Annotated in this window: 23 protein-coding genes; 12 read left to right on the top strand and 11 right to left on the bottom strand. The window is 64.9% G+C overall.

Features of this window, described 5'->3' with window-relative positions; translation table 11 throughout:
• The first annotated feature begins 41 nt into the window (after nucleotides 1-41).
• From POS17_RS07455 to POS17_RS07475, 5 genes are all read left to right on the top strand, one after another.
• On the top strand, nucleotides 42-3,035 hold the full coding sequence (locus POS17_RS07455; RefSeq protein WP_060838011.1) for a two-partner secretion domain-containing protein: 2,994 nt from the start codon (nucleotides 42-44) through the stop codon (nucleotides 3,033-3,035).
• A gap of 198 nt (nucleotides 3,036-3,233) precedes the next feature.
• On the top strand, nucleotides 3,234-4,340 hold the full coding sequence (locus POS17_RS07460) for a fimbrial protein (RefSeq protein WP_159426417.1): 1,107 nt from the start codon (nucleotides 3,234-3,236) through the stop codon (nucleotides 4,338-4,340).
• Between the two features lie 90 nt (nucleotides 4,341-4,430).
• The gene (locus POS17_RS07465) at nucleotides 4,431-5,351 is read left to right on the top strand and encodes a LysR substrate-binding domain-containing protein (protein WP_060838013.1); all 921 of its coding nucleotides are present in this window, start codon (nucleotides 4,431-4,433) and stop codon (nucleotides 5,349-5,351) included.
• A gap of 245 nt (nucleotides 5,352-5,596) precedes the next feature.
• Nucleotides 5,597-6,787: a low temperature requirement protein A gene (locus POS17_RS07470; RefSeq protein ID WP_060838014.1), complete on the top strand. Its 1,191-nt coding sequence runs from the start codon at nucleotides 5,597-5,599 to the stop codon at nucleotides 6,785-6,787.
• Nucleotides 6,788-6,867: 80 nt separating this feature from the next.
• Nucleotides 6,868-7,233, top strand: coding sequence for a 5-carboxymethyl-2-hydroxymuconate Delta-isomerase (locus POS17_RS07475; RefSeq protein ID WP_060838015.1), 366 nt, complete (start codon nucleotides 6,868-6,870; stop codon nucleotides 7,231-7,233).
• 3 nt (nucleotides 7,234-7,236) lie between these two features.
• Here the strand turns inward: POS17_RS07475 and POS17_RS07480 are convergent, their stop codons facing one another.
• The 5 genes from POS17_RS07480 to POS17_RS07500 form a co-directional block, all read right to left on the bottom strand.
• Complete coding sequence (locus POS17_RS07480; protein ID WP_060838016.1) at nucleotides 7,237-8,175, bottom strand: LysR family transcriptional regulator; 939 nt, start codon at nucleotides 8,173-8,175, stop codon at nucleotides 7,237-7,239.
• 180 nt (nucleotides 8,176-8,355) lie between these two features.
• Nucleotides 8,356-9,264 (bottom strand): DMT family transporter, encoded by a 909-nt coding sequence (locus POS17_RS07485; protein ID WP_060838017.1) that lies wholly within the window; start codon nucleotides 9,262-9,264, stop codon nucleotides 8,356-8,358.
• Between the two features lie 16 nt (nucleotides 9,265-9,280).
• Nucleotides 9,281-10,465: a cyanate transporter gene (locus POS17_RS07490; protein WP_060838018.1), complete on the bottom strand. Its 1,185-nt coding sequence runs from the start codon at nucleotides 10,463-10,465 to the stop codon at nucleotides 9,281-9,283.
• Nucleotides 10,466-10,629: 164 nt separating this feature from the next.
• Nucleotides 10,630-11,100, bottom strand: coding sequence for a cyanase (gene cynS / locus POS17_RS07495; RefSeq protein WP_060838019.1), 471 nt, complete (start codon nucleotides 11,098-11,100; stop codon nucleotides 10,630-10,632).
• Nucleotides 11,101-11,136: 36 nt separating this feature from the next.
• Nucleotides 11,137-11,796 (bottom strand): carbonic anhydrase, encoded by a 660-nt coding sequence (locus POS17_RS07500; protein ID WP_060838020.1) that lies wholly within the window; start codon nucleotides 11,794-11,796, stop codon nucleotides 11,137-11,139.
• A 108-nt stretch (nucleotides 11,797-11,904) separates the two neighbouring features.
• On the opposite strand from POS17_RS07500, the gene cynR reads away from it, so the two are divergent.
• Nucleotides 11,905-12,795: a transcriptional regulator CynR gene (gene cynR / locus POS17_RS07505; RefSeq protein ID WP_060838021.1), complete on the top strand. Its 891-nt coding sequence runs from the start codon at nucleotides 11,905-11,907 to the stop codon at nucleotides 12,793-12,795.
• On the opposite strand, the gene POS17_RS07510 is transcribed toward cynR, so the two are convergent.
• Nucleotides 12,768-13,556, bottom strand: coding sequence for a transporter substrate-binding domain-containing protein (locus POS17_RS07510; protein WP_060838022.1), 789 nt, complete (start codon nucleotides 13,554-13,556; stop codon nucleotides 12,768-12,770). The genes cynR and POS17_RS07510 overlap by 28 nt on opposite strands.
• Nucleotides 13,557-13,737: 181 nt before the next feature.
• Here POS17_RS07510 and POS17_RS07515 point away from each other — a divergent pair, with 181 nt between their 5' ends.
• The 4 genes from POS17_RS07515 (at nucleotide 13,738) to POS17_RS07530 (ending at nucleotide 16,999) form a co-directional block, all read left to right on the top strand.
• Nucleotides 13,738-14,400 carry a class I SAM-dependent methyltransferase gene (locus tag POS17_RS07515; RefSeq protein WP_060838023.1) on the top strand — a complete coding sequence of 221 codons (663 nt, stop codon included), beginning with the start codon at nucleotides 13,738-13,740 and terminating at the stop codon, nucleotides 14,398-14,400.
• Between the two features lie 122 nt (nucleotides 14,401-14,522).
• Nucleotides 14,523-15,656, top strand: a complete 1,134-nt coding sequence (rnd, locus tag POS17_RS07520; RefSeq protein WP_060838024.1) for a ribonuclease D — start codon at nucleotides 14,523-14,525, stop codon at nucleotides 15,654-15,656.
• Nucleotides 15,653-15,946: a YcgL domain-containing protein gene (locus POS17_RS07525; protein WP_016964446.1), complete on the top strand. Its 294-nt coding sequence runs from the start codon at nucleotides 15,653-15,655 to the stop codon at nucleotides 15,944-15,946. Before rnd ends, POS17_RS07525 begins: the two co-directional genes overlap by 4 nt.
• A gap of 120 nt (nucleotides 15,947-16,066) precedes the next feature.
• Complete coding sequence (locus POS17_RS07530; protein WP_060838025.1) at nucleotides 16,067-16,999, top strand: D-2-hydroxyacid dehydrogenase; 933 nt, start codon at nucleotides 16,067-16,069, stop codon at nucleotides 16,997-16,999.
• 61 nt (nucleotides 17,000-17,060) lie between these two features.
• On the opposite strand, the gene POS17_RS07535 is transcribed toward POS17_RS07530, so the two are convergent.
• The gene (locus POS17_RS07535) at nucleotides 17,061-17,654 is read right to left on the bottom strand and encodes a nitroreductase family protein (RefSeq protein ID WP_060838026.1); all 594 of its coding nucleotides are present in this window, start codon (nucleotides 17,652-17,654) and stop codon (nucleotides 17,061-17,063) included.
• Between the two features lie 275 nt (nucleotides 17,655-17,929).
• Here POS17_RS07535 and POS17_RS07540 point away from each other — a divergent pair, with 275 nt between their 5' ends.
• Both POS17_RS07540 and POS17_RS07545 read left to right on the top strand, forming a co-directional pair.
• Nucleotides 17,930-18,379, top strand: coding sequence for a YcgN family cysteine cluster protein (locus POS17_RS07540; RefSeq protein ID WP_016964444.1), 450 nt, complete (start codon nucleotides 17,930-17,932; stop codon nucleotides 18,377-18,379).
• Nucleotides 18,380-18,453: 74 nt separating this feature from the next.
• Nucleotides 18,454-19,689, top strand: a complete 1,236-nt coding sequence (locus POS17_RS07545; RefSeq protein ID WP_060838027.1) for a hypothetical protein — start codon at nucleotides 18,454-18,456, stop codon at nucleotides 19,687-19,689.
• Between the two features lie 60 nt (nucleotides 19,690-19,749).
• Here POS17_RS07545 and POS17_RS07550 read toward each other — a convergent pair whose 3' ends face one another.
• From POS17_RS07550 to POS17_RS07565, 4 genes are all read right to left on the bottom strand, one after another.
• On the bottom strand, nucleotides 19,750-20,121 hold the full coding sequence (locus POS17_RS07550; protein ID WP_060838028.1) for a YgaP family membrane protein: 372 nt from the start codon (nucleotides 20,119-20,121) through the stop codon (nucleotides 19,750-19,752).
• Between the two features lie 81 nt (nucleotides 20,122-20,202).
• Nucleotides 20,203-20,670: an RNA methyltransferase gene (locus POS17_RS07555; RefSeq protein ID WP_011059840.1), complete on the bottom strand. Its 468-nt coding sequence runs from the start codon at nucleotides 20,668-20,670 to the stop codon at nucleotides 20,203-20,205.
• Between the two features lie 245 nt (nucleotides 20,671-20,915).
• Nucleotides 20,916-21,293 (bottom strand): YajD family HNH nuclease, encoded by a 378-nt coding sequence (locus POS17_RS07560; protein WP_011059841.1) that lies wholly within the window; start codon nucleotides 21,291-21,293, stop codon nucleotides 20,916-20,918.
• Nucleotides 21,294-21,342: 49 nt separating this feature from the next.
• Entirely contained in the window at nucleotides 21,343-22,029 is a 687-nt protein-coding gene (locus POS17_RS07565; RefSeq protein WP_060838029.1) for a spermidine synthase, read from the bottom strand.
• Between the last annotated feature and the right edge of the window lie 17 nt (nucleotides 22,030-22,046).

Below are 22,046 nucleotides of genomic sequence, written 5' to 3' on the forward strand. Positions count from 1 at the left end.
CGAAAAACAGCAGGGCGTTTAAACGTCAATAAGGAGTCATCGTGAACAAGATTTATGCGTTGGTATGGAACCAGGCCCAAGGTCGCTGGAGCGTAACCTGCGAGGGCGCGCGGCGCCGGCGTCGCAGTGGCGGGCGCAAGGGGTTGCTGGTGATGGCGGCGGGGTTGCTTGCCCTGGGAGGACTGACGCCGGCGATGGCGCTGCCCGAAGGCGGCACGCTGGTTTCCGGCAGTGCCAATTACGACGTCAATGGCAACAACCTGGTGATCAATCAAAAGACCGACAAGCTGATCACCAACTGGAACGAGTTCAATATCGCCGCCAATCAATCGGTGACCTTCAACCAGCCGGGACGCGAGTCCATCGCCCTGAACCGGGTGACCGGCTTCAAGGCCAGCAACATTCAGGGCGCGCTGAACGCCAACGGCCAGGTGTTTCTGATCAACCCCAACGGGGTGTTGATCGGCCAGGGCGCCCAGGTCAACGTCGGCGGCCTGGTGGCCTCGACCCGTGGCATCAGTGACGATGACTTCAATAACGGTCGCTACCAATTCACCGGAAAGTCGGCGGTCGAAGTGATCAACGACGGCAAGATCACTGCTGCCGATGGCGGCTACGTGGCGCTGCTGGGCGCGCGGGTGCGCAACAACGGCGAAATCGTCGCCAATCAGGGCGCTGTGGCCCTGGGGGCCGGCAACGACTTCACCCTGAGCCTGGGTAACGACAATCTGATCAGCTTGCAGATCAACGGTGCCGCCGCGGATGCGTTGGCGCAGAACACGTCGTTGCTCAAGGCCGATGGCGGCCAGGTGCTGATGCTGGCCAAGAACTCCAATGCGCTGACTCAGGCGGTGGTCAACAACCAGGGCGTGATCGAGGCCAATACCCTGTCCAACAAGGATGGACGCATTGTTCTGGATGGCGGCGAGCGTGGCGTGGTCAATGTGGGGGGCAAATTGACGGCCAGCGCCTTAGCCACCGACGGCAACGGCGGTACGGTTCAAACCTCGGGCGCGGTCACTCGGGTCGAGCTCAATGCCGAGGTCGATACCCGCTCCAGGAGTGGTCGCACCGGCACCTGGGTCATCGAGTCCAATGAGGTCAAGGTGGGTTCCACGGGCGTGTCCGGCAACCCGACCCTGATCGACAGCACCCTCTCCCAGAACCTGGACAAGACCAACCTTCATCTGCGCAGCCGCAATGGCGATGTGGCGGTGGACGCTGCGGTCGAGTGGAAAAGCGGCAACCAACTGACCCTGAGCGCCGCCAAGGACGTCAAGGTCAATCAACGGATCAACGCCACGGGTGCCAACTCGCGTCTGCAACTGAACGCCGCCAAGTCGGTCCGGCTCGACAGTCACGTGAGCCTCACCGGCACCAGCAACAGTCTGGGGGTCAATCATGGCGAGCAACTGATCGTGGGCGACAAGGGACTGGTGACCTTGTCCGGAGGCGACGCCGGGTTTGACGCCAATGGCAAGCAGCACAAAGTGATCCAGAACAGCCAGCAGTTGCAGGCCATCGGCAACAAGCTCGATGACCACTATGTGCTGGGCAATCAGATCAAGGGCTCGGGGAGCATCAACTCGATTGGCGGCGACCAGGTGTTCACCGGTTCCTTGAACGGTCTGGGCAATACCATCAGTGGCTTCACCATCAACAGCTCGGGCCTGTATGCCGGATTGTTCGGCCAGTCCTCCGGCAGCATCAGCGATCTGAAGCTGGCCTCGATCACCGTCAACGGACAAAACAGCCGCAACGGCTTCAGTGAAATTGGCGGTCTGGTGGGGCGCAACAGTGGCAGCATTGAACGGGTCAGTGCCCGCGATATGCAGGTCTCTGCCAATAGCGACCAGCGCAACAAGGTCGGCGGCCTGGTGGGAGTCAACTACGGTGGGTCGATCAAGGACTCGTCGATAGCGGGTTCGCTGTATGGCGGCGCCCATACCACGGCCATCGGCGGCGTGGCCGGGGAAAACCGCTTCGGCAGTGTCAGGGCCGGTCTCATCAGTGGCAGTTCCAGTGATGTCGATATCACCACCAAGATGTTCAAACAGGCCATGGGCGGCGCCGGAGGACTGGTCGGGGTCAACAAGGGCGCCGTGATTGCCGACTCGTCGAGCAAGGGCACCATCGGTACTTACAATCCGCTCTACAAGGGACTGAACCTGGGCGGGCTGGTGGGTAATAACCAGGACGGCACCATTACCGGCTCCCGTTCCTCGATGACCGTGTACGGCTCGCTGGGTAGCCATATTGGCGGGCTGGTCGGGTTCAACCGCTCAGGCATCATCCGCGGGTCCAGTGCCAGCGGTAACGTCTACGGGGCGGGCACCGAGGCCGCCGGGGGGCTGATCGGCTCGCAGCAGAACCAGAGCGTGGTCAGCAACGTCCAGGCCACCGGTAATGTCATTGACCTGGCCGGCATGAATCTGGGCGGGCTGGTTGGAAAAAGTGACGACAGCACCATCAGCGGCTACATCGAGGCCAAGGGCGAGGTCAAGGGAGGAGCGAAGGCCAACGTCGGCGGCCTGGTCGGCAGCAACATCGGTGGCCTGATCTACGATGCCAAGGCGCTGGGCGCGGTGGAGGGCTATGCCAGCAGTAATATTGGCGGGCTGGTGGGCTACAACGATGGCGACCTGGTCTCGGTCGAGGCCCATGGCAAGGTCTTTGGCGATACCTACAGCTCGGTGGGCGGACTGGTGGGCTTCAACTCCAACTACTCCAACCACGTCATCGAGCGTGCCGTGGCGACTGGCAATGTCCATGGAACCTGGCACAGCAAGGTCGGGGGCCTGGTCGGCGATAACCAGTCGCGGATCGTCAACTCCGAGTCCCGTGGCCGCGTCAGTGGCGGCTGGCGTACCACCCTGGGTGGGCTGGTGGGCGTGAACGAGGGGCAGGTCCAAGGCTCGAATTCCACCGGCAAGGTCGATACCGTCTGGGCCTACTTCCAGACGTATGGTGACCAGATCGGCATCAACCACGGCTCCTATTCGTCGGCCCGGGTGTCCAGCGGCCTGATGGACTAAGGCGCGTCGGCAAGACCTCGGCCCGGCTGCCAGGGACTGTCCCTGGCACGCCGGGCACTTGCAACCTGTTCACTATCGATTGACCGGCTCCCGGGGCACCGCAGCGTGCACCCGGGGCCGGCTTGGAAAAGGAGGCAATGACCGATGAGAGATCCATGGTTCAGGCTCCTCAGCGATGGACGACGGCCCGGTCTGTTGATGCGCGCGATCATCTTGATGCTGTTGTGCGTGCAAGGGGGCGCACCGGTGTACGCGGCTATCGAGGGCAAGGCCAGGGGGTGTGTGTTTAGTAGTTATGGCAGCACTGCCCAGGACTGGTTGGAAATCACGCCATTGACCCGGAGCACGCCGGTGGGTTCGGTATTGCAGCAGCGTCACGTGAACCCGGTGATCGAATACACCACCGAGGAATCTGCAACCCAGGAGCAGCATGAGTTGGTGTCCGCCGCGCATTTGCCCGGGGTGAGATTTCCCGACGGTATCATTCCGACCAATATCGATGGCATCAGCTTCCAGGTGACGGCCTATCCAACCGGCGCGGGCCCTCATGTCCTCACGGGCAATTTCTATCCCCGGGTACTGGAAAAGTACGGCGTGGAGCACGCAAACGCCGCGTTGAAAAAGGTCGTCACGGCCTACGTGTATTCGCTGGTCCTGACCCGACCCGCTGACGAGTTGCCCAAGGGGGCGCTGGTGGTCAACAGCTTGAGCGGTGCCCAGGTGGCGCTATACGCGCTGGATCTGGACCAGGGGGTGGTGACGGTCGGGCAACATTTGCAGGAGCTGCCGCAACACGACAATAGAGAGCGGTGTTCGAAACAACTGCTGCTCAACGAGCACGATCTGCTTGGTTCCGAAGGCGTCAAGTTCACCGCCCAGTGCCAGGTGGTCACCCGCAACGTCACGCTGCGCCTGGGCAGTCCCTCGGCCCATGACTTCCCGACGCTGGGCGCGACCTCGCCGCCCTCGGCCATGGCCAGGCTTGAGGTCAACGACTGCTCGTTCAACAGCCTGCCGAAGGTTTCGTTCAGCACCGAACCGGCCTCGCGCTGCGACCCGACAGGGATACTGGGGCTGACTCAATCGGCTCAGGATCAGGGGCGGTCCGTCGCCAAGGGCGTTGGCATCGTCATGTTCAATGAGCAGATCCCGCGGATTCATTGCAATGGCACTCAATACGCCATGGAGCGCCTGTTGGGCAGCGACAGCGCCAGCTTCAGCTTTCGCGCCCAGTACATTCGCACCGGTCCCGTCACCGAGGGGGCAGCCAACAGCAGCGCCCAGTTCAACTTCACCTTCGACTGAAGCACCGGCCGCCGGCCTCGGGTGTTTACCTGGACGCCGGCCCACAGGCCTTTCTACACTGACCTCCGTCTGGGGACCGGGGGAGCACCGATGAATCGCAATGAACTGCGCAAGGCCGACATCAACCTGATGGTGGTGTTCGAGGCGTTGATGCTTGAACGCAACGTCACCCGGGTGGCGGAGAAGCTGTTTCTCGGCCAGCCCACCATCAGCTCCGCCCTCAACCGTTTGCGAGCGATGTTCAACGATCCGCTGTTCATCCGGGTCGGCCATCGCATGGAGCCCACTGCGCGCGCCGAGCAGATCATCCAGCACCTGTCGCCGGCCCTGGACGCGCTGTCCTCGGCCCTGAGCCTGACCCACGATTTCGATCCCGCCAGCAGTAGCATGACCTTTCGCATCGGCCTGTCCGACGACGTCGAGTTCGGCCTGTTGCCGCCCCTGCTGCGGGCCCTGCGCCAGGAAGCGCCGCAGGTGGTGGTCGTGGTGCAGCATGTGGACTACTGGCGGATTCCCGATCTGCTGGCCTCGGGCGATATCACCGTCGGCATCAGCCAGACCCGCGGCCTGCCGGCCAATGCCAAGCGCAAGTTGCTGCGGCACATCCAGCCCAGCGTGTTGCGGGCCGATGCCAGCGATACGCCGCTGACCCTCGACGAATACTGCGCGCGGCCCCATGTGCTGGTGTCCCACACCGCCAATGTCGCCGGTTTCGCCGATGAGTGGCTGGCAGAAATCGGCCGCACCCGCCAGGTGGTGCTGTCGGTGCCGCAGTACAGCTCGTTGCCGGCGCTGCTGGCAGGCACCGACATGCTCGCCAGCCTGCCGGACTATGCGGCGGCCGCCATGGCCGCCTCGGGCCAGCTGTTTGTCGAGCCCTATCCGTTCAAGACCCCGACCCTGGACTTGTCCATGGTCTGGCTCAGCCACGTCGACAGCGATCCCGCGGAACGCTGGCTGCGCTCGCGCCTGGAAGCCTTCATGAGTGAAAGGGCGCCCCTGGCGAGCTGACCCTCAACATGCCCTGTAGCCGCTGCCGTAGGCTGCGATGGACCGCGCAGCGGGCCCGAAACCTGCCCCATGCGGCATGCCCGGCGGATCGGGTGGGCGGCCTTGCCAGTCCTGCGCACTGGGTCGCAGCCTGCGGCAGCGGCTACAGCGGCGCGGTGAACGGAGGCCGCCCGCTTGGCATTGGCGCTGGCGGCTGCTTTGCTGTGTAGGTCTTCGGGTGAAACATTGATCGGTGGAGTGTGCCCATGAGTCGTTCCCGTTCCCTGTTGCGTGGGCGTGGCCGCCACGACAGCGGCAAGGTTGGCATGGTCGAGCTGTTTTTCGACCTGGTGTTCGTGTTCGCCGTGACCCAGCTGTCCCATTCCCTGCTGGCCCATCTGTCCCTGGGCGGTGCCGTGCAGGTGGCGTTGCTGATGGTGGCGGTGTGGTGGGTGTGGATCTTCACGTCATGGATCACCAACTGGCTGGATCCGGAAACCCTGCCGATCCGCCTCGGGCTGTTCGTGCTGATGGTGGCGGGGCTGCTGCTGTCATCCTCGATTCCCCAGGCCTTCGGTGAGCGCGGCCTGCTGTTCGCCGGCGCCTATGTGTTCATGCAGGTGGGGCGCACCGCCTATTCCCTGTGGGCGGTGCGCGGCGAGCCGTTGAACATGACCCGCAATTTTCAGCGGATTCTGTTGTGGCTGCTGTTCTCCGGGGTCTTCTGGATCACCGGCGGCCTGCTCGAAGGTCCGCAGCGCCTGGCGTGCTGGGGGCTGGCCCTGGCCATTGAGGTGCTGTCGCCGTCGCTGTATTTCTGGGTGCCGGGGCTGGGCCGCTCGACCCTGGCCGACTGGAACGTGGAAGGCAATCACATGGCCGAGCGCTGCGGTCTGTTCGTGATCATCGCCCTGGGGGAGTCGCTGCTGGTGACCGGCGCCACCTTCGCCGAGCTGACCACCAGCGCCCAGGGCCTGCTGGGTTTCGTGGCGGCGGTGCTGGGCAGCATCGCCATGTGGTGGGTGTACTTCGACAGCGGTGCCGAACGGGCGCATCACCGTATCGCCCATTCCGCCGATCCGGGGCGCCAGGCGCGGATTGCCTACACCTACCTGCACCTGCTGATCGTGGCCGGGATCATCGTCAGTGCCGTGGCCGATGAACTGGTGCTGATGCACCCCGATCACGCCAGTCCGGCCGGGGTGCTGGTGATCGTTGGCGGCCCCTGGCTGTTTCTCCTGGGCTGCGCCCTGTTCAAGTGGGTGATGAACGACCGGCCGTTGCCGCCGCTGTCGCACCTGGCCGGGTTGCTGGTGCTCCTGCTGTTGTTGCCGGCGGCCGGCAGCCAGCTGTTGTCCGCCCTGGCCCTGGGCAGCCTGAGCACGCTGGTGATGGTGGGCGTGGCGGCCTGGGAAACCCTGGCCCTGCGTGAGCGGAGGTCGACGGCGGGGCAATGAGGCCAACAACCTGTTCGGTCGGCGGCTGCGGCTTGTGTAGTATGGAGCGCCTTTTTCCCTGACAGACCAGGAGTCCTGCCATGCCGCACCTGCATATGGAATACACCGCCAACCTGCCGCAACTGGACGTCGACAAGGCGCTGCTGCGACTCAACCACGGGCTGGTGGCGTCCGGGCAGTTCTCCGATGAGTTCGATATCAAGAGCCGCGCGGTCAAGGTCGAGGCGTTCCGGGTCGGCACGGGCCTGGGCGAGCGGGCCTTTGTCCACGTCAAGCTGGCCTTGCTCAGCGGCCGTTCGCCGGAGGTCAAGAAGCACTTGTCCGAGAGCCTGCTGGCGGTGTTGCAGGACCTGGCGCCCTGGCCGGCGGACATTCAGGTGCAACTGTGCGTGGAGATCATCGATATCGACCGCGCTTCCTACAGCAAGGCCGCCATCGGTCGTTGACGGCTAGACCAGCCCCGGTTCGGCGCAGACCTTGACCACCTGTTCACGGAACCAGGTCTGCGCACTGTCCTGATCGGTGTGCTCGCTCCATTGCATATCCAGGGTGAACCCCGGCAGCCCGCTGGGGGCCTCGCAGTGGCTGAACACCGCCTCGTTGGCCAGCAGGCCCTGGATGCGTCGCGGCAGGGTGAGGATGAAGTCGGTGCCGGTGATCATCTTCAACGCCGCGCTGTAGCTGTTGGAGCGGGCGACGATCTGCCGCTTGTGGGCCTGGCGGGCCAGCCAGCCATCCACCATGTTGCTGTCCGAGGTCCAGGGCGTGGGAAACACGTGGCGCCGCTCGATGAACGACTGCAGGCTGAAGCGCGGCTCCTTGGGCGGCGTCGCGCGCTTGTCGAAGACGCACACCAGATCGTCCTCCAGCAGCATCTGCGACTTCAGGTCGGCGTGGCTGCGATGGAAGTGGGGGCCGAAACAGATCACCAGGTCGAGGCTGCCGTCGCGCAGTTCCTCGGCGGGAACATCGCTCTCCAGTTTCTGCACATTGACCGTCACCGGCAGGTCGGCGTAGTCGAAGCCCTTGAGCAGCCGGGGCAGGATCAACAGCTCGAAGTACTCCGGAGCGCACAGGTTGAAGGTCACGGCCTGGCGGGTCGGATCGAAGGCCGGCACGCCGCTGTGACACAGGTTGATGCTCTCCAGGATCTTCAGCACGTGGCTGTACATGCTGGTGGCCTTGTAGGTCGGGCGCATGCCGTTGCGGGTGTGGACGAACAGCTCGTCCTCGAAGCCGTTGCGCAGTTTCTTCAGGCAGTAGCTGACCGTCGACTGACTGACGCACAGGGTTTCCGACACCCCGGTGACACTGCTTTGCTCGTACACCGCGACAAAGACCATCAGGTCCTGCATGTCGAGTTTTCTGAGCACATTGTTGATGAGCATCCGTTCCATCCCGCTGGGCACCTGGCGCCGGTGGCGCGCAAACCGGGTCGATGCTAGCGGAACGATCGTCCTAATTAAATGCCCGGAGCGGGGATTCGCGGACAGCATCGGGACATTAAATTCCGATAACACGACCTGCGCATTTTCGCTCAGCCGGCGGCTGCCTGTCCCGGGGCAATTTCAGGCCGCGGCAGCCTTCGCACGGCTGCCGCGCACCAGGCCGAGCATGCCCAGGGCCACCAGCACGGCGCCGAGCACTTCCCCGGTTCGCGGCGTCTGGCCCAGCCACAGCCAATGGAACAGCGTCAGCAACAGGGTGCTGAGGTAAATGTAGGAAATCACCGTGGACGGGGCGATGACGCCAATCGCCCGGTGCAGCAGCCAGAAGGTCGCCAGGGTGGCGAACAGTGCCAGGTACAGCAGCCACAGCAGATCCTGGCTGCCCAGCAGGGTTGCACTGCGCCAGCCGCCGCCGACCAGGCTGGCGGCAAACAGAAACAGGGCGCCGAACAGCATGTTCCAGAAGGTCATGGCCGCCGGGCTGCGCCCTTGCAGGCTATTGGCCTTGAGGCGCTGGCTCAGCGGCGAGTAGGCGGCCATGGCCAGGCATCCCAGGCCATAGACGCCCATGGCGTACAACGACGGCCACTGCCCCGGGGTGTCACCCTTGAGGATCAGCAGCAGGGCCCCGGCGCCGGCCACCAGCATCGCCGGCCAGCGCCGGGACTGGCGATCGCCGGGCAGCAACCAGCCTTCGAGCACCAGGGTCAGCAGCGGCACCAGGGTGAACAGGGTTCCGGTGTTGACCGCCGAGGTGTAGCGCAAGGCCTCGAACAGCGAGCCGAAGTACAGCGCCAGCAGCAGCCCCAGCACGGCATGGGCCCGCAGCCCCGCCAGGGTCATCGCCGAGGAGCCCTTGAGCCACAGCAGGGGGGCGAACATCAGGGCCGAGAACAGCAGGCGCAGCGCGGTCAGCAGCACCGGGTCGATGGCCTGGTTGACCTGGGCGGCGGCGAAGAACGATGCGGCGATCAACGCCGCCCACAGCAGCATGCCGAGATGCGCCTGGGTGAAATTCACGGGATGCATGGCAGGCTCCGGTGGCTCAGCGGATGTGCTGGCGGTAATGCCGCGGATCGAAACGCAGCACCATGAGCAGCATCAGCAGCATCACCGCGGTCAGTGACCACCAGGCCCATTCGAAGCTGCCCAGCTGGTCACGGATGATGCCCGCCAGCAGCGGCGAGAGGCCGGCGATCAGGTAGCCGATGCCCTGCACGAAGGCGGTCAGGCCGCCGGCCCGGCGCGGGTCGGGCAGGTGGTCCAGGGACACGATCAGGCTCATGGGAAACAGCCCGCCAATCCCCAGGCCCAGCAGGCATGGCCAGAGCAGGCTCAGGTGCTGCGGGCTGAGGATCAGGCCGCAGAAGCCGGCGATGATCAGCACCAGCAGGCCCACCAGTACCCGGCGCCGGTCCGGGTTGCGGTTGGCGATGGCCGGGGTGACCAGCCCGGAAATCACTTCCATGGCGGTGAGAAAGCCCAGCAGCAGGCCGGCGTTCTGCTCACTCCAGCCGTTCTCCACGTAGTAGGGCGCCAGCCACGCCAGTACGCAGGTGTAGGAGGCGGTGCCGAGGCCGAAGAACACCGCCAGCAGCCAGGCCCGGCGGTTGCCGGCAAAGGATTCCCGTGCGCCGCGAGAGGCGGGCAGGCTCGGCAGCGAGCGGCGCTGGGCGTACCAGAACCCCAGCCCGAGCAGGGCCAGGGCGGCCCAGATCGCCAGGGCCAGGCGCCAGCTGCCGCTGTGATTCATCACCAGCGGGGCGAAGGACGCCGCAATGGCCGCGCCGCCCATGATCGAAGTGACATACAGGCCCATGAACAGCGAGACATTGTCGGCAAAACGCGACTTGATCAGCGCCGGCATCAGCGCCTGGATCAGGGCGATGCCGATGCCGGCCAGCACCGCGCTGAGAATCAGCTCGGCGGCCGAATCCATGAACAACCGCGAAACGGTCGCCAGGCCGATGATCAGCAGTGACAGGAGCACGGTACGGTGTTCGCCCAGGCGTTGGCTGACGGCCATGCCGAAGAACATCGCCAGGCCCATGGCCATCACCGGCAGCATGGTCAGCAACGAGGCCAGGCTGAAACTCAGCGGGATGTCACCGCGAATACCCGACAAGAGCGGGCCGACAGCGGCCATCGACGGCCGCAGATTGAGCGCCACCAGGACCACGCTGACCATCAGCCAGAGCGCGGGGCGGGAAGTTGCACGAACGTTTTCCATAACCAGACCTTCAAGAAATCAGGGCCTGATTAGGCGGTGCGGCTCAGAAACGGCGCAAATCAGAAAGTCTGCGGTGTTATTTAAAAATTAAATAAGCTGCAAGCCGCAAGCCGCAAGCGGGGTGCTTGAACTTGCAGCTTGACGCTTGACGCTTGCCGCTGCCTTTAGAACGGCTTGGTCGGCAGGTACTTGCCGTCCAGGGTGATCACGGCCCGGGAGCCGCCTTCGGGGTCCTCGACCTTCTTGATGTCCAGCTTGAAGTTGATGGCGCTGATGATGCCGTCGCCGAATTGTTCGTGGACCAGGGCCTTGAGGGTCGAACCGTAGACCTGGAGCATTTCATAGAAGCGGTACAGGGTCGGGTCGGTGGGGATGCCACCGGCGATGCTGCCGCGCAGGGGGATGCTTTGCAGCAGGCGGCTGGCGTCCTGGTCCAGGCCGAGCTTGTCGCACACCAGGTCGGCGGCTGCGGCCGGCAGGGCATGCTGGCCCAGCAGGGCGGCGGTGACGAAGGCCAGGCTCAGCCCGGTGCCGTCGGTGAGGTCCTGCCACGACAGGTTCTTGCGCGCCTTGGCGTCGATGATGGTGTCGGCCAGGGCCAGGCGTGGGGCTTGGGCAAATTGCGATTGCAGCATGGGGTGATTCCTCTTGGGTGACGAAAGGGCAGCGGCTCAGGCAGCGCTGGAAGGTTGGCTGGCCAGGGCACAGGTGTGCGGATGCTCGGCCAGGGACACGAAGCGTCGGTGGTTGCCGTCGAGGGCGGCGATGGCGCCGCTTTCGATGTCATAGACCCAGCCATGCAGGTTCAGCCGCCCCTGTTCCAGGGCCAGGGCCACCGCGGGGTGGGTCTTGAGGTTGGCCAACTGGGCAATCACGTTGTCGCGCACCAGGGCGTCCAGGTGGGCGGCCGGCGAGGCGTGCTGGCGGGCGGCGTTGATCACCTTGGCCGACTCGGCGTGGCGCAGCCAGTTGGCGACGGCAGGCAGGTGGTCGAGGCATGTGCAGTTGGCGATGGCGGTCATCGCGCCGCAGTCGGAGTGGCCGCAGATGACGATGTCGCTGACCCCCAGCACCGCGACGGCATATTCCACGGTAGCCGACACGCCGCCCGGCTCGGGGCCGTAGCTGGGCACGATGTTGCCGGCGTTGCGGATCACGAACAGGTCGCCGGGCTCCTGCTGGGTCAGCAGCTCGGGCACTACCCGGCTGTCGGAACAGGTGATGAACAGGGTGCTGGGGCTCTGGGTGCTGGCCAGTTGCTTGAACAGGGCACTGCGTTGTGGAAAGGCCTCGCGCTGGAACTTGAGGAAGCCGTCGATGATGGTCTGCATGGGGTTCTCCTTGCGTCGCTGATGGGGCAAGGATGGAAGTTTTCAGCTATAGCGTCCAAGACCGGCTTATTATACCCGCCATAAGTACAGCCTATAGTTGGAGCCTGCATGCTGCTGCGTCATATCCGTTACCTGCTGGCCGTGGCCGAGCACTGCAACTTCACCCGCGCCGCCGAGGCGCTGCATGTGTCGCAGCCGACCCTGTCGCAGCAGATCAAGCAATTGGAGGAAGCGCTGGGCGCGGCGCTGTTCGATCGCTCCGGGCGCAGCGTGCGCCTCACCGACGCGGGCCAGGCCTATGTCGCCTATGCCCGGCGCGCACTGCAGGACCTGCAAGCGGCCAAGCGGGCGATCCACGATGTGCAGGACCTGAGCCGCGGCTCGTTGCGCCTGGCGCTGACCCCGACGTTCACCGCCTACCTGGCCGGGCCCTTGCTCAGCCGCTTTCAGCAGCGCTACCCGGGCATCGACCTGAGCATCGAGGAAATGCCTCAGGACCGCCTGGAAGCGGCCCTGGCCGAGGACCGCCTGGACCTGGCGATCGCCTTTGCCGGCGAGCACCTGGCGGAGATCGACAGCCAGGCGCTGTTCACCGAGACCCTGAGCCTGATGGTCGGCCCGCAGTACCCGCAGCCGGACCACCTGCCCCTGACGGCCGAGGCCCTGGGCCGTCAGTCCCTGGTGCTGCTCAGTGGCGATTTCGCCACCCGCCAGCATATCGACCTGTATTGCCGGCAGCAGGGCATTGCACCGCGGATTGCCGCCGAAGCCAATTCGGTCAGCGCGATTGTCGAGATGGTCCGGCACGGGCAGTTGGCGACCATCCTGCCCAGCTCGATTGCCCGGGAGCAGCCGGGGCTGCGCACCCTGGCGCTGCAGTCAGCGCTGGCGCCGCGCCGCGTGGTGCTGCTGGGACGCCGTGGCGCCTACCGCAGCGCCGCCAGCCAGGCCTTCCGGCAGATGCTGCTGGATCAGGGCGCAGGCGCCGCCAGCCACTGATTCACCACCTGGTCATAGGCGCCGGTGGCCTTGCTCAGGTGCAGCCACTGGTCGACATAGCTTTTCCAGGCCATGTCGTCCCGGGGCAGGAGGAAGGCCTTCTCGCTGTATTGCAGGTAGCGCTCGGGATGGACCGCGCACAGCCCCGGCTTGTGTTTCTGCTGGAAGCGCGCCTCCGAGGCGTCGGTGATCATCACGTCGGCCTGCCGGCTCAGCAATTGATCGAAGATCTTCACGTTGTCGGCGAACAGGATCAGGTTGGCCTTGGGTGCGTGCGCCCGGGCGAAGATTTCGTTGGTGCCGCCCGGCGGTTCGATCAGGCGCACCGAGGGCTGGTTGATCTGCTCCAGGGTTTCATAGCGCTTGAGGTCCTGGCAGCGCACCAGGGGAATCTTGCCGTCGATGCCCAGGGGCTGACTGAAGAAGGCCGTTTTCTGCCGCTCCAGGGACACCGAAATACCGCCCACGGCGATGTCGCACTGCTGGCTGTGGAAGTCGGCCATCAGGCTCTTCCAGGTGGTGCTGATCCACTTCACCCGGACCCCCAGGCTCTTGGCCAGGGATTGGGCCATGTCAATGTCGATGCCTTCGTACTGGCCATCGTCGCGCAGGTAGCTGTAGGGCTTGTAGTCGCCGGTGGTGCAGACCTTCAACTGGCCGCGCTCGAGCACCTGGTCCAGGCGCGAGCTGGCGTCCTGGGCGAAGCTGAGGGCGGGGGCACTGAGGCCCAACAGGGTGCAGAGCAGGAAGCGGCGGAGCATGGGGTCGATCCTTGAGTGGCGGGCGGGGCAGGGTGCCGGGGCATTATTGGTGCCCGGCCGAGGGCGGGCAAGCAGGGTGTTGTTCAGCACCAGGACAGAAAGGTCTGCGGGCTTTCGACCTTTTTTTCACGAACGACTGGTTAATCTGTGACCTCTGGATACCCACAAGAGCTCGCCAGTCATGTCGTCCCACCCCCCACCGTCCATCGAACTGGAGTTCGCTCGGCGTTACGACCAGGAGCATGCGCGCGTTTGCGGCGAGCCTCGGCCTGCCGGGCTCGGCGCACGTCTGGCGCACTGGCGTATGGCGTGCCTGGTCCGTCATGCGCTGAACCTGGCCGGGGAACCGGGGCTGATTCTGGACGTGGCCTGCGGCGCCGGGCGTTACTGGCCGGTGCTGGCCGAGCATGGCAATCGGGTGATCCTGGCGGCGGACCCTTCCCAGGACATGCTCAATCATGCCCAGACCCACCATCCGGCCAGCCTGATGCGACGGGTCAAGACCTTCCACAGTTCGGCGTTCGACATCGGCCTGCCGGCCAATGCGGTGGACAGCATCATCTGCATGCAGCTCTTCGCCCATGTGAGTCACAGCGAGGACCGCCTGGCCCTGCTGCAGGAGTTCCATCGGGTCAGCCGTGACTCGGTGATCATCGCCACCCGGGTCGAGCCGCTGGTGAACGTGCGCGGGGCCGCGTCGGCCGGGCCTGCGGCCTTGCGCCCGGTGAGCAAGGGGCTGCTGGAAGGCGAGTTCAAGCAGGCCGATTTTGAGGTCCTGGGCCATCAGGATCTGCTGCCCGGCTTTGGAGCCTTGCGGGTCTACGTCCTCAGAAAACACAGTTAGTTGCAACTCTCGGACTATTCTTGCCCTCCGGTAGAAGGTTTCGCACTTGCTCTTGTCGGGCGAATGCTCAGAAATCTCCGGCGGCGATATATACTGCGCGCCATTCTTCAAGGGAGAGCCGTGTGGCCATCGATATACATTGGATTCGCGACAACGATAGCCTCGGTCAGCTTTGTGCCCAGTGGCAGCAATTGCCCTTCGTCGCCCTCGACACCGAATTCATGCGGGTCGACACTTTTTACCCCATCGCCGCCCTGTTGCAGATCGGCGATGGACAGCGCGCCTACCTGATTGATCCTTTGACCATCGACAACTGGCAGCCCCTGGCGGCCCTGCTGGAGAACCCGGCCGTGGTCAAGGTGGTGCACGCCTGCAGCGAGGACCTCGAAGTCCTGTTGCGTCTGACCGGCAGCCTGCCGGCGCCATTGTTCGACACCCAACTGGCGGCCGCCTACCTGAACCTGGGTTTCTCCATGGGCTATTCGCGCCTGGTGCAGGAAGTCCTGGGCATCGAGTTGCCCAAGGGCGAAACCCGGTCCGACTGGCTGCAGCGCCCGCTGTCGCAGACTCAGGTCAGCTACGCCGCCGAAGACGCGGTGCACCTGGCTCAGGTGTTCACCGAGCTGCGCCCCAAACTGTCGGCTGACAAGTACCGCTGGGTGCTGGAAGACGGTGCCGAGCTGGTGGCCAACCTGCGCCGTGAAGTGGACCCCTACGAGGTCTATCGCGAGGCCAAGCTGGCCTGGAAACTGTCCCGCGCCCAGTTGGCGGTGCTGCGCGAACTCTGTGCCTGGCGCGAGCGTGAAGCCCGTGCCCGGGACTTGCCGCGCAACCGTATCGTGCGTGAACACGCCCTCTGGCCCCTGGCCAAGACCCAGCCCGACACCCTGTCGGCGCTGGCCAAGATCGAAGACATGCACCCGCGTACCGTGCGCCAGGACGGCGAGTTTCTCCTCGACCTGATCAAGCGCACCGCCGCCCTGGGCCCGGATCAGTGGCCGCCGGCCGTCCCCGAGCCGTTGCCGATCGAAGCCGCGGCCCTGCTCAAGCGCCTCAAGGCCGTGGGCCAGGTCGAGGCCGAGCGCCTGGGCATCGCCCCGGAAGTCATGCTGCGCAAGAAAACCCTGGAAAGCCTGCTCAAGAGCGGTTTCCCCAACGGGCCTTACCAATTGCCTGATTCGCTGCGTGGCTGGCGTCGCGAATTGATGGGCCAGGCGCTGCTGGACAGCCTGGCCACCGCCGGAGAACAGCCTTGAAACGTATCTGCTCCATCTATAAAAGCCCGCGCAAGAACGAGATGTACCTCTACGTCCTCAAGAGCGAGGCCCTGGAACGCGTGCCGGAAAACCTGCTGCTGGCTTTCGGCAAGCCGCAACATGCCTTCGACCTGGTCCTGACCCCGGAGCGCAAGCTGTCCCGGGAAGATATCCACCAGGTGCTGGAGAACCTCGAGAAGCAGGGTTATCACCTGCAGATGCCGCCGGCCGAAGACGAGTACATCGAGCATTTGCCCGAAGAGCTGCTGCGTCGCAATGATCCGGTCTGACCCGTAGCGGCTCGGTCCCGAGCCGCTGTTAGATGCAAACTGACTGACCTGGCCGCCGCCTTGATCGATGGAGCGAAACTCCGTCGGCGGCGACCTGCACCGTTTTTTAAGGTTTGAGCCATGCGCGTTCTGATTGCCGAACACGATCACGCTGTTTATGCCCGCCTGTTGCGTCAGGCGGCCCCGGAGCTGGAAGTGCTGACCAGCGGCGACTCCGCCGAACTGTCGCGGCTGGCGGCCGATTGCCCGGTCTGGCTGGGACAGCCGGACCTGCTGGCAACCCTGTTGCGCCAGGGGCACCAGCCCCAGTGGTTGCAATCCACCTGGGCCGGCATCACTCCGCTGCTGGCCGATGGTTTGCCCCGGCATTACCGCCTGACTCGGGCGGTGGGGATCTTTGGTCAGGTGATGGCCGAGTACGTGCTGACCTACATCCTCGGCCATGAGCGTGAAGTGCTGGCGCGACTGGTCAGCCAGGTGGAGCGCAAGTGGGACAACCGCCTGGGCCAGAGCCTGGTGGGACGCAAGGTGCTGATCGTCGGCACCGGCGACATCGGCCAGAGCGTGGCGCAGTTCCTGGTGCCGTTCGGGGTCAAGCTGTACGGCATCGCCAGCCAGGCCCGGGAGCAGGCGCCCTTTATCGAAGTGGCCGGCCTGCAAGACCTGGGACGGTTGGTGGGGGAAGTGGATTACGTGGTCAACCTGTTGCCCAACACCCCCAGCACCCACGACCTGTATGACGCCGCGCTGTTCAGGCAGTTCAAGCCCACCGGGCTGTTCATCAATGTCGGGCGCGGCGTTTCCGTAGTCGATGCGGACCTGGTGCAGGCCCTCAAGGATGGCCATCTGGCCGGGGCGGTGATCGATGTCTGCCGCCAGGAACCGCTGCCGCAACGGCACCCGTTCTGGACCGCCTGGGGCTTGCTGCTGACCGGCCACAGTTCGGCGCCGACTTCGCCGGAATTGATGGTGCAGCTGTTTGTCGACAACCTGCGGGCCTACGAGGCCAGGCAGGCCTTGCGCGGCGAAGTGGATTTCGCTCGCGGCTACTAGAACCCAGCGCCAAGCTTCAAGCCGGTAGCTTCAAGCTTGACGCTACCGACTTGGGGCCGCTTTAAAGGCTGAAGTCGCCTTCGGCCACGGTTTCGCTCAGGGGGCGACGCGGGCTTGGCTCTTCCCGGGCCTGCAGGTATTCGGCCAGGGTCGACTTGTCTCCCAGCTTGCCCACCGCCACGGCGGCATGCAGGGCATAGCCTTCGGGAATCTTCAGCTCCTTGCGAGTCAGTTCCTGGTCGAAGCCGGCCATGCCGTGGGTGTGCCAGCCACTCAGGCTCGCCTGCAGCGCCAGGTGCCCCCAGGCCGAGCCGGTGTCGAAGGTGTGCCACAGCGCCGGGGACTCTTCCGTGGCGCCCGGGGCGGTGAAGGTGGTCTTGGACATCACGATCACCAGGGCCGAGGCGTGCTGCGCCCAGCCACGATTGAATTCGTTGAGCAGGCCGAGGAAGCGCTCCCAGTTCGGCGTGTCGCGCCGGGCATAGAGAAAGCGCCAGGGCTGCGAGTTGTAGGCCGAAGGCGCCCAGCGCGCGGCCTCGAAGAAGCTCAGCAGGGTTTCTTCCGGGATGCTTTCGCCGGTGAAGGCCCGTGGTGACCAGCGCTGGGTGAACTGCGGGTGGATGGCGTAATCGGCAACGCGAGGATTGGCGCTCATGGAAAAACTCCTGGCAGCAAGTGAGAAGAGTGGAATAAACCGGCAAGCGCAAATCAGCTGAGCGAAGGGGTATTCCTGACCCCCGTGCGGTCGGCCCGGTGCAACGCGGTCGAGCGTTCATGGCACACGGACGCGGGGCGGTCCGGGGGGCAAAGCTACTGTGCCCATGGCCTGCTGACAAGTCTCGGGCTACCGGCAGTCGCTAGCGCTTGGCCGGCGGGGGCTTCGGCACTAGACTGGCGGCCTTTTCACCCTCGGATACTGATGCTTGAGCCATGGCCGCCAAAGTCGAACCTTTCTGGATACGCAAAACCCTCGAGCAACTCGACCAGGACGAATGGGAGTCGTTGTGCGATGGCTGTGGCCTGTGCTGCCTGCAAAAGCTTGAGGACGAGGACGACAACAGCGTCTATTACACGCGCATCGCCTGCAAACTGCTGGACCTGAAAACCTGCCAGTGCAGCGACTACGCCAACCGTCGCGCATCGGTGCCTGACTGCATTCAGCTGACGCCGGGCAAGGCCGACGAGTTCAAGTGGCTGCCGCCCACCTGTGGCTACCGCCTGGTCAGCGAAGGCAAGGACCTGCCGCTCTGGCACCACCTGGTGTGTGGCGATCGCGATGCCGTGCACCACGAACGTATTTCCCAGTCCGGGCGCATGCTGGCCGAAGGCAGCGTGGCGGAGGAGGACTGGGAGGATCATCTGATTTTTCGCGCAGGTTGAGGATTCGCTGCGCAGGCCTCGGATGCTGCCGACGCTCGCTTGAGCGCCAGCAGCCTGCCAAGCAAGGAGTGGGTATGAGGGTGGGGGCGAAGCTGGCGCTGGTCGCGGCGCTGCTGGCGATGAGCGCATCGGCCTTGGCGGCGAACAAGGTCGATCTGAATTATCACGTGCGTTTTCTGCCTCAGAGCGATCAGGCCGAAGTGCGCCTGACCCTGGCCGAGGGCTCGGCACTGCGCAGCCTGGATTTCGACCTGGGCCAGGACGGCGACTACAGCGACTTCAAGGCCGACGGTCAATGGCAGGCGGCCGCCGCCGATGGCGGGGGCCAGCGCGGTATCTGGCGTCCGGCCCGTGGCAGCGCCAGCCTCAGCTACCGGGTGCGCCTGAGCCACAGCATCAAGAAGGGCAGCTACGACAGCCGCAGCAGCGCCAACTGGGCGCTGCTGCGCGGCGAAACCCTGGTGCCGCCGGCCCGTATCGACCAGCAGGACGGGGTCGAGCTGGTGTCGCGTCTGGACTTCGATTTGCCCGCCGGCTGGAAGAGCATCGAGACCGCCTGGCCACGCATCGGCAAGAACCGCTTCCGCATCGACAACCCCTCGCGCCTGTTCGACCGCCCCACCGGCTGGATGCTGGCCGGCAACCTGGGCAGCCGCCGCACGCGCCTGGGGGCCACCGAGGTCAGCGTTGCCTCGCCCCTGGGCCAGGGCATGCGGCGCATGGATGTGCTGACGCTGCTGACCTTTGTCTGGCCGCAAGTGCAGGCGGTGTTTCCCCGCCAGCCGGGCAAGCTGCTGATTGTCGGTGCCGCCGATCCGATGTGGCGGGGCAGCCTGGCCGGGCGCGATTCGCTGTTCCTCCACAGTCGCCTGCCGCTGGTCAGCGAGAGCGGCAGCAGTCCTTTGCTGCGCGAGCTGGTGCAGTCGTTGGCGCGCATCAACGACAGCCAGCGCAGCGACTGGATCAGCGAAGGCCTGGCCGAGTACTACGCCATTGAACTGCTGCGCCGCGCGGGTGGCATCAGTGACGAGCGTTATCAGGTTCTGCACCAGCACCTGATCAAGGACAGCCACAAGGTCAGCAGCCTGCGGGGCGAACAGGTGGACAGCGCCACGGTGGCCAAGGCGGTGTTGCTGTTGCAGGAACTGGACCGGGAAATCCGCCTCAAGACCCGCAACAAACGCTCACTGGACGATGTGCTGCAAGGGGCGATGCGCCTGCAGAGCGTCAGCACCGCCGAATTCATCAAGCTGAGCGAAAGCGTGCTGGGGGAATCGTCCAAGGTGCTCGACAGCCCCTTGCTGCACTGAGCCGAAGAGCCGCCAGGACCCGGGAGCCGGTCCCGGGTGTCCGCAGCGGACGGCGCAAGCTCAGGCCTTGGGCGTTTTCACGGCATCGTTGCTGGCGGCCTTGGCATTGCGCCCGGCGGCCTCGGCATTGGCCTTCAGGTTGCGCAGTTCATCACCGGCGCGCTCGATCTTGGTCCGCACCTGATGCAGGTCCTGGCGGCCTTTTTCCAGCAGGCTCTTGGCCGAGCTGTGGCCACTGATCCCGCGGGCCAGGGCCACGCCGCCAATGGCCACCTGAATCAGGCCGAACAGGCCGCCGCGGCGCAGGCCCTTGCCCAGCATCACCACACCCCCCGCCAGGGAGCCGATGCGTTCCCAACCCTGGACGTTCTGCGTCGGCTGACTGGACAACGGGGCCGGCTCGATGGTTTGCAGCTGTTTGCGCTCGCTCATGATCTGTCTCCAAAGGACATAAGGGTATGCAGCTGACTGCACCTGGGGCACGGGGGTTCCCGCCAATTGTCCGGCGTGCCTTCAGAACTTGGGCCCGGAGCGGGTGTTGTTGCCTTTGGCCAGGCGGTCGTAGAGCACCACGTTGACCGTGGCGGCCAGGTTCATGCAGCCGGTGGTGGGGATATAGACCACGTCCTCGCACCAGTCGCGGATCTCCTTGTCGAGGGAGCCGTCTTCCGGGCCGAAGATGTACAGCGCGCGATCCGGGTGGGTGTATTCCGGCAGCGGGCGGGCGCCTTCCACCAGTTCCACGGCCACCGGGATGCAGCCCAGGGGGAGGATTTTCTTCAGGTCGTCGATGCCGATCAGGGGAATGTCCTGGTGGACCTTCTTGGTGTCGGTGACGAAGTCGCGGGCACGCTCATAGCGCTTGCCGGTGTAGAACACCGAGGCGACGCCATAGCAGCCGGCGGCACGCATCACCGAACCGACGTTCTCCGGCGACTTGGGGTTATACAAACCGATGCAGCTGTACCTTTTGTTTGCCACGAGCAGGAAGCCTTGGGGGAAAAGAGCGCGATTATACGGAGATTGCCCACCGCTCGGGGGCTTGTTGTGGCGAGGGCGCTTGCTCCCGCTGGAGTGCGCGGCACTCCCCTGGACGGCACTGGCGCAGTGGCTGAAAAGCCCTGGTGGCGGTTTTTGGGGCCGCTTTGCGACCCCGCGGGAGCAAGCTCCCTCGCCACAGGGTTTTCCATACAGGGATCGTTAGCGCAGGGCCCGGCTGCCGGCACTCACTCCGGGTCTTTCTTCATCAACCCGGCCAGGGCGGCGAACGGGTTGTGGGTCGCCTTGGCGACTTTCGGCGTGCTCAGCGAGCCTTCGCCGAAATACTGCTGGTCGGTGTAGCGCGAGTGCTCGTTGTCGTGGCAGTACAGGCACAACAGCTCCCAGTTGGAGCCGTCCTGGGGGTTGTTGTCGTGGTTGTGATCGCGGTGGTGCACGGTCAGCTCGCTCAGGCGCTTGCCGGAGAATTCCCGGGCGCAGCGGCCGCAGACGTGGGGGTACATCTTCAGTGCCTTGTCGCGGTAGCCCATTTCCCGGTCGCGCTGGGCGTCGGCAAGGATACGGTCCAGCTTGGCGGTGTTGGACGGGGGAGTGGACGAACTCATGGGTTCACCTTTGTAGAAGGACTAATGACGGTAATGGACGAAGTTTAGCTCAGGCCTTGAGCTTCTCGGCAATCCAGATGGTGTGCCGGGTGCCGCGATTGCCGTGGGCGAACACCTGCACTTGCTCGGCCTTGAAGCCGGCCTTGCGCAGGCGCTCGGAGAATTTCTGGTCGGCGCTGGCGGACCATACCGCGAGGATGCCCTTGGGCCGCAGGGCCCGGGAGCAGGCGGCGAGGCCGGTGCTGGAATAGAGCCAGCTGTTGGCTTTCTGGGTCAGGCCTTCGGGGCCGTTGTCGACGTCGAGCATGATTGCGTCAAAACCCTGGGGCTCGGCTTGCAGGACCTTGGCCACGTCTTCCAGGCGGATCACCGTGCGCGGGTCCAGCAGCGGTCGGCCGGACTTTTCCCCGAGCGGGCCGCGGTTCCATTCCACCACCCCGGGCACCAGTTCGGCGACCACCACCTCGGCGTTCTGGCCCAGGTGCTTGAGGGCTGCGGCCAGGGTGAAGCCCATGCCCAGGCCGCCGATCAGCACCCGCGAGTTCGGGCGCCCGGCGACCTTGCTGCAAGGGATCTGTGCCAGGGCGTCCTCGGAGCCGTGCATGCGGGTGTTCATCAACTGGCCGCCGTCGCCGCCCTGGATCTTGATGACGAAATCCTCACCGTATTCGAACAGGCACAAGGCACCGCCGCTTTCAGGAATCGGAGTAGTGTCCAGCAGTACGAAACGTTTCATGGGGATCTCATTGAGGA

It is taken from the genome of Pseudomonas sp. Os17, assembly GCF_001547895.1.
In the GTDB taxonomy this organism is placed as follows: Bacteria; Pseudomonadota; Gammaproteobacteria; order Pseudomonadales; family Pseudomonadaceae; genus Aquipseudomonas.

Bases quoted from the DNA above. Each gene is read 5' to 3' on its own strand.
- POS17_RS07460 (WP_159426417.1), top strand. From the start codon at position 3,234: ATGCGCGCGATCATCTTGATGCTGTTGTGCGTGCAAGGGGGCGCACCG.
- POS17_RS07465 (WP_060838013.1), top strand. From the start codon at position 4,431: ATGAATCGCAATGAACTGCGCAAGGCCGACATCAACCTGATGGTGGTG.
- POS17_RS07470 (WP_060838014.1), top strand. From the start codon at position 5,597: ATGAGTCGTTCCCGTTCCCTGTTGCGTGGGCGTGGCCGCCACGACAGC.
- POS17_RS07475 (WP_060838015.1), top strand. From the start codon at position 6,868: ATGCCGCACCTGCATATGGAATACACCGCCAACCTGCCGCAACTGGAC.
- POS17_RS07480 (WP_060838016.1), bottom strand. From the start codon at position 8,175: ATGCTCATCAACAATGTGCTCAGAAAACTCGACATGCAGGACCTGATG.
- POS17_RS07485 (WP_060838017.1), bottom strand. From the start codon at position 9,264: ATGCATCCCGTGAATTTCACCCAGGCGCATCTCGGCATGCTGCTGTGG.
- POS17_RS07490 (WP_060838018.1), bottom strand. From the start codon at position 10,465: ATGGAAAACGTTCGTGCAACTTCCCGCCCCGCGCTCTGGCTGATGGTC.
- cynS (WP_060838019.1), bottom strand. From the start codon at position 11,100: ATGCTGCAATCGCAATTTGCCCAAGCCCCACGCCTGGCCCTGGCCGAC.
- POS17_RS07500 (WP_060838020.1), bottom strand. From the start codon at position 11,796: ATGCAGACCATCATCGACGGCTTCCTCAAGTTCCAGCGCGAGGCCTTT.
- cynR (WP_060838021.1), top strand. From the start codon at position 11,905: ATGCTGCTGCGTCATATCCGTTACCTGCTGGCCGTGGCCGAGCACTGC.
- POS17_RS07510 (WP_060838022.1), bottom strand. From the start codon at position 13,556: ATGCTCCGCCGCTTCCTGCTCTGCACCCTGTTGGGCCTCAGTGCCCCC.
- POS17_RS07515 (WP_060838023.1), top strand. From the start codon at position 13,738: ATGTCGTCCCACCCCCCACCGTCCATCGAACTGGAGTTCGCTCGGCGT.
- POS17_RS07530 (WP_060838025.1), top strand. From the start codon at position 16,067: ATGCGCGTTCTGATTGCCGAACACGATCACGCTGTTTATGCCCGCCTG.
- POS17_RS07535 (WP_060838026.1), bottom strand. From the start codon at position 17,654: ATGAGCGCCAATCCTCGCGTTGCCGATTACGCCATCCACCCGCAGTTC.
- POS17_RS07540 (WP_016964444.1), top strand. From the start codon at position 17,930: ATGGCCGCCAAAGTCGAACCTTTCTGGATACGCAAAACCCTCGAGCAA.
- POS17_RS07545 (WP_060838027.1), top strand. From the start codon at position 18,454: ATGAGGGTGGGGGCGAAGCTGGCGCTGGTCGCGGCGCTGCTGGCGATG.
- POS17_RS07550 (WP_060838028.1), bottom strand. From the start codon at position 20,121: ATGAGCGAGCGCAAACAGCTGCAAACCATCGAGCCGGCCCCGTTGTCC.
- POS17_RS07560 (WP_011059841.1), bottom strand. From the start codon at position 21,293: ATGAGTTCGTCCACTCCCCCGTCCAACACCGCCAAGCTGGACCGTATC.
- POS17_RS07565 (WP_060838029.1), bottom strand. From the start codon at position 22,029: ATGAAACGTTTCGTACTGCTGGACACTACTCCGATTCCTGAAAGCGGC.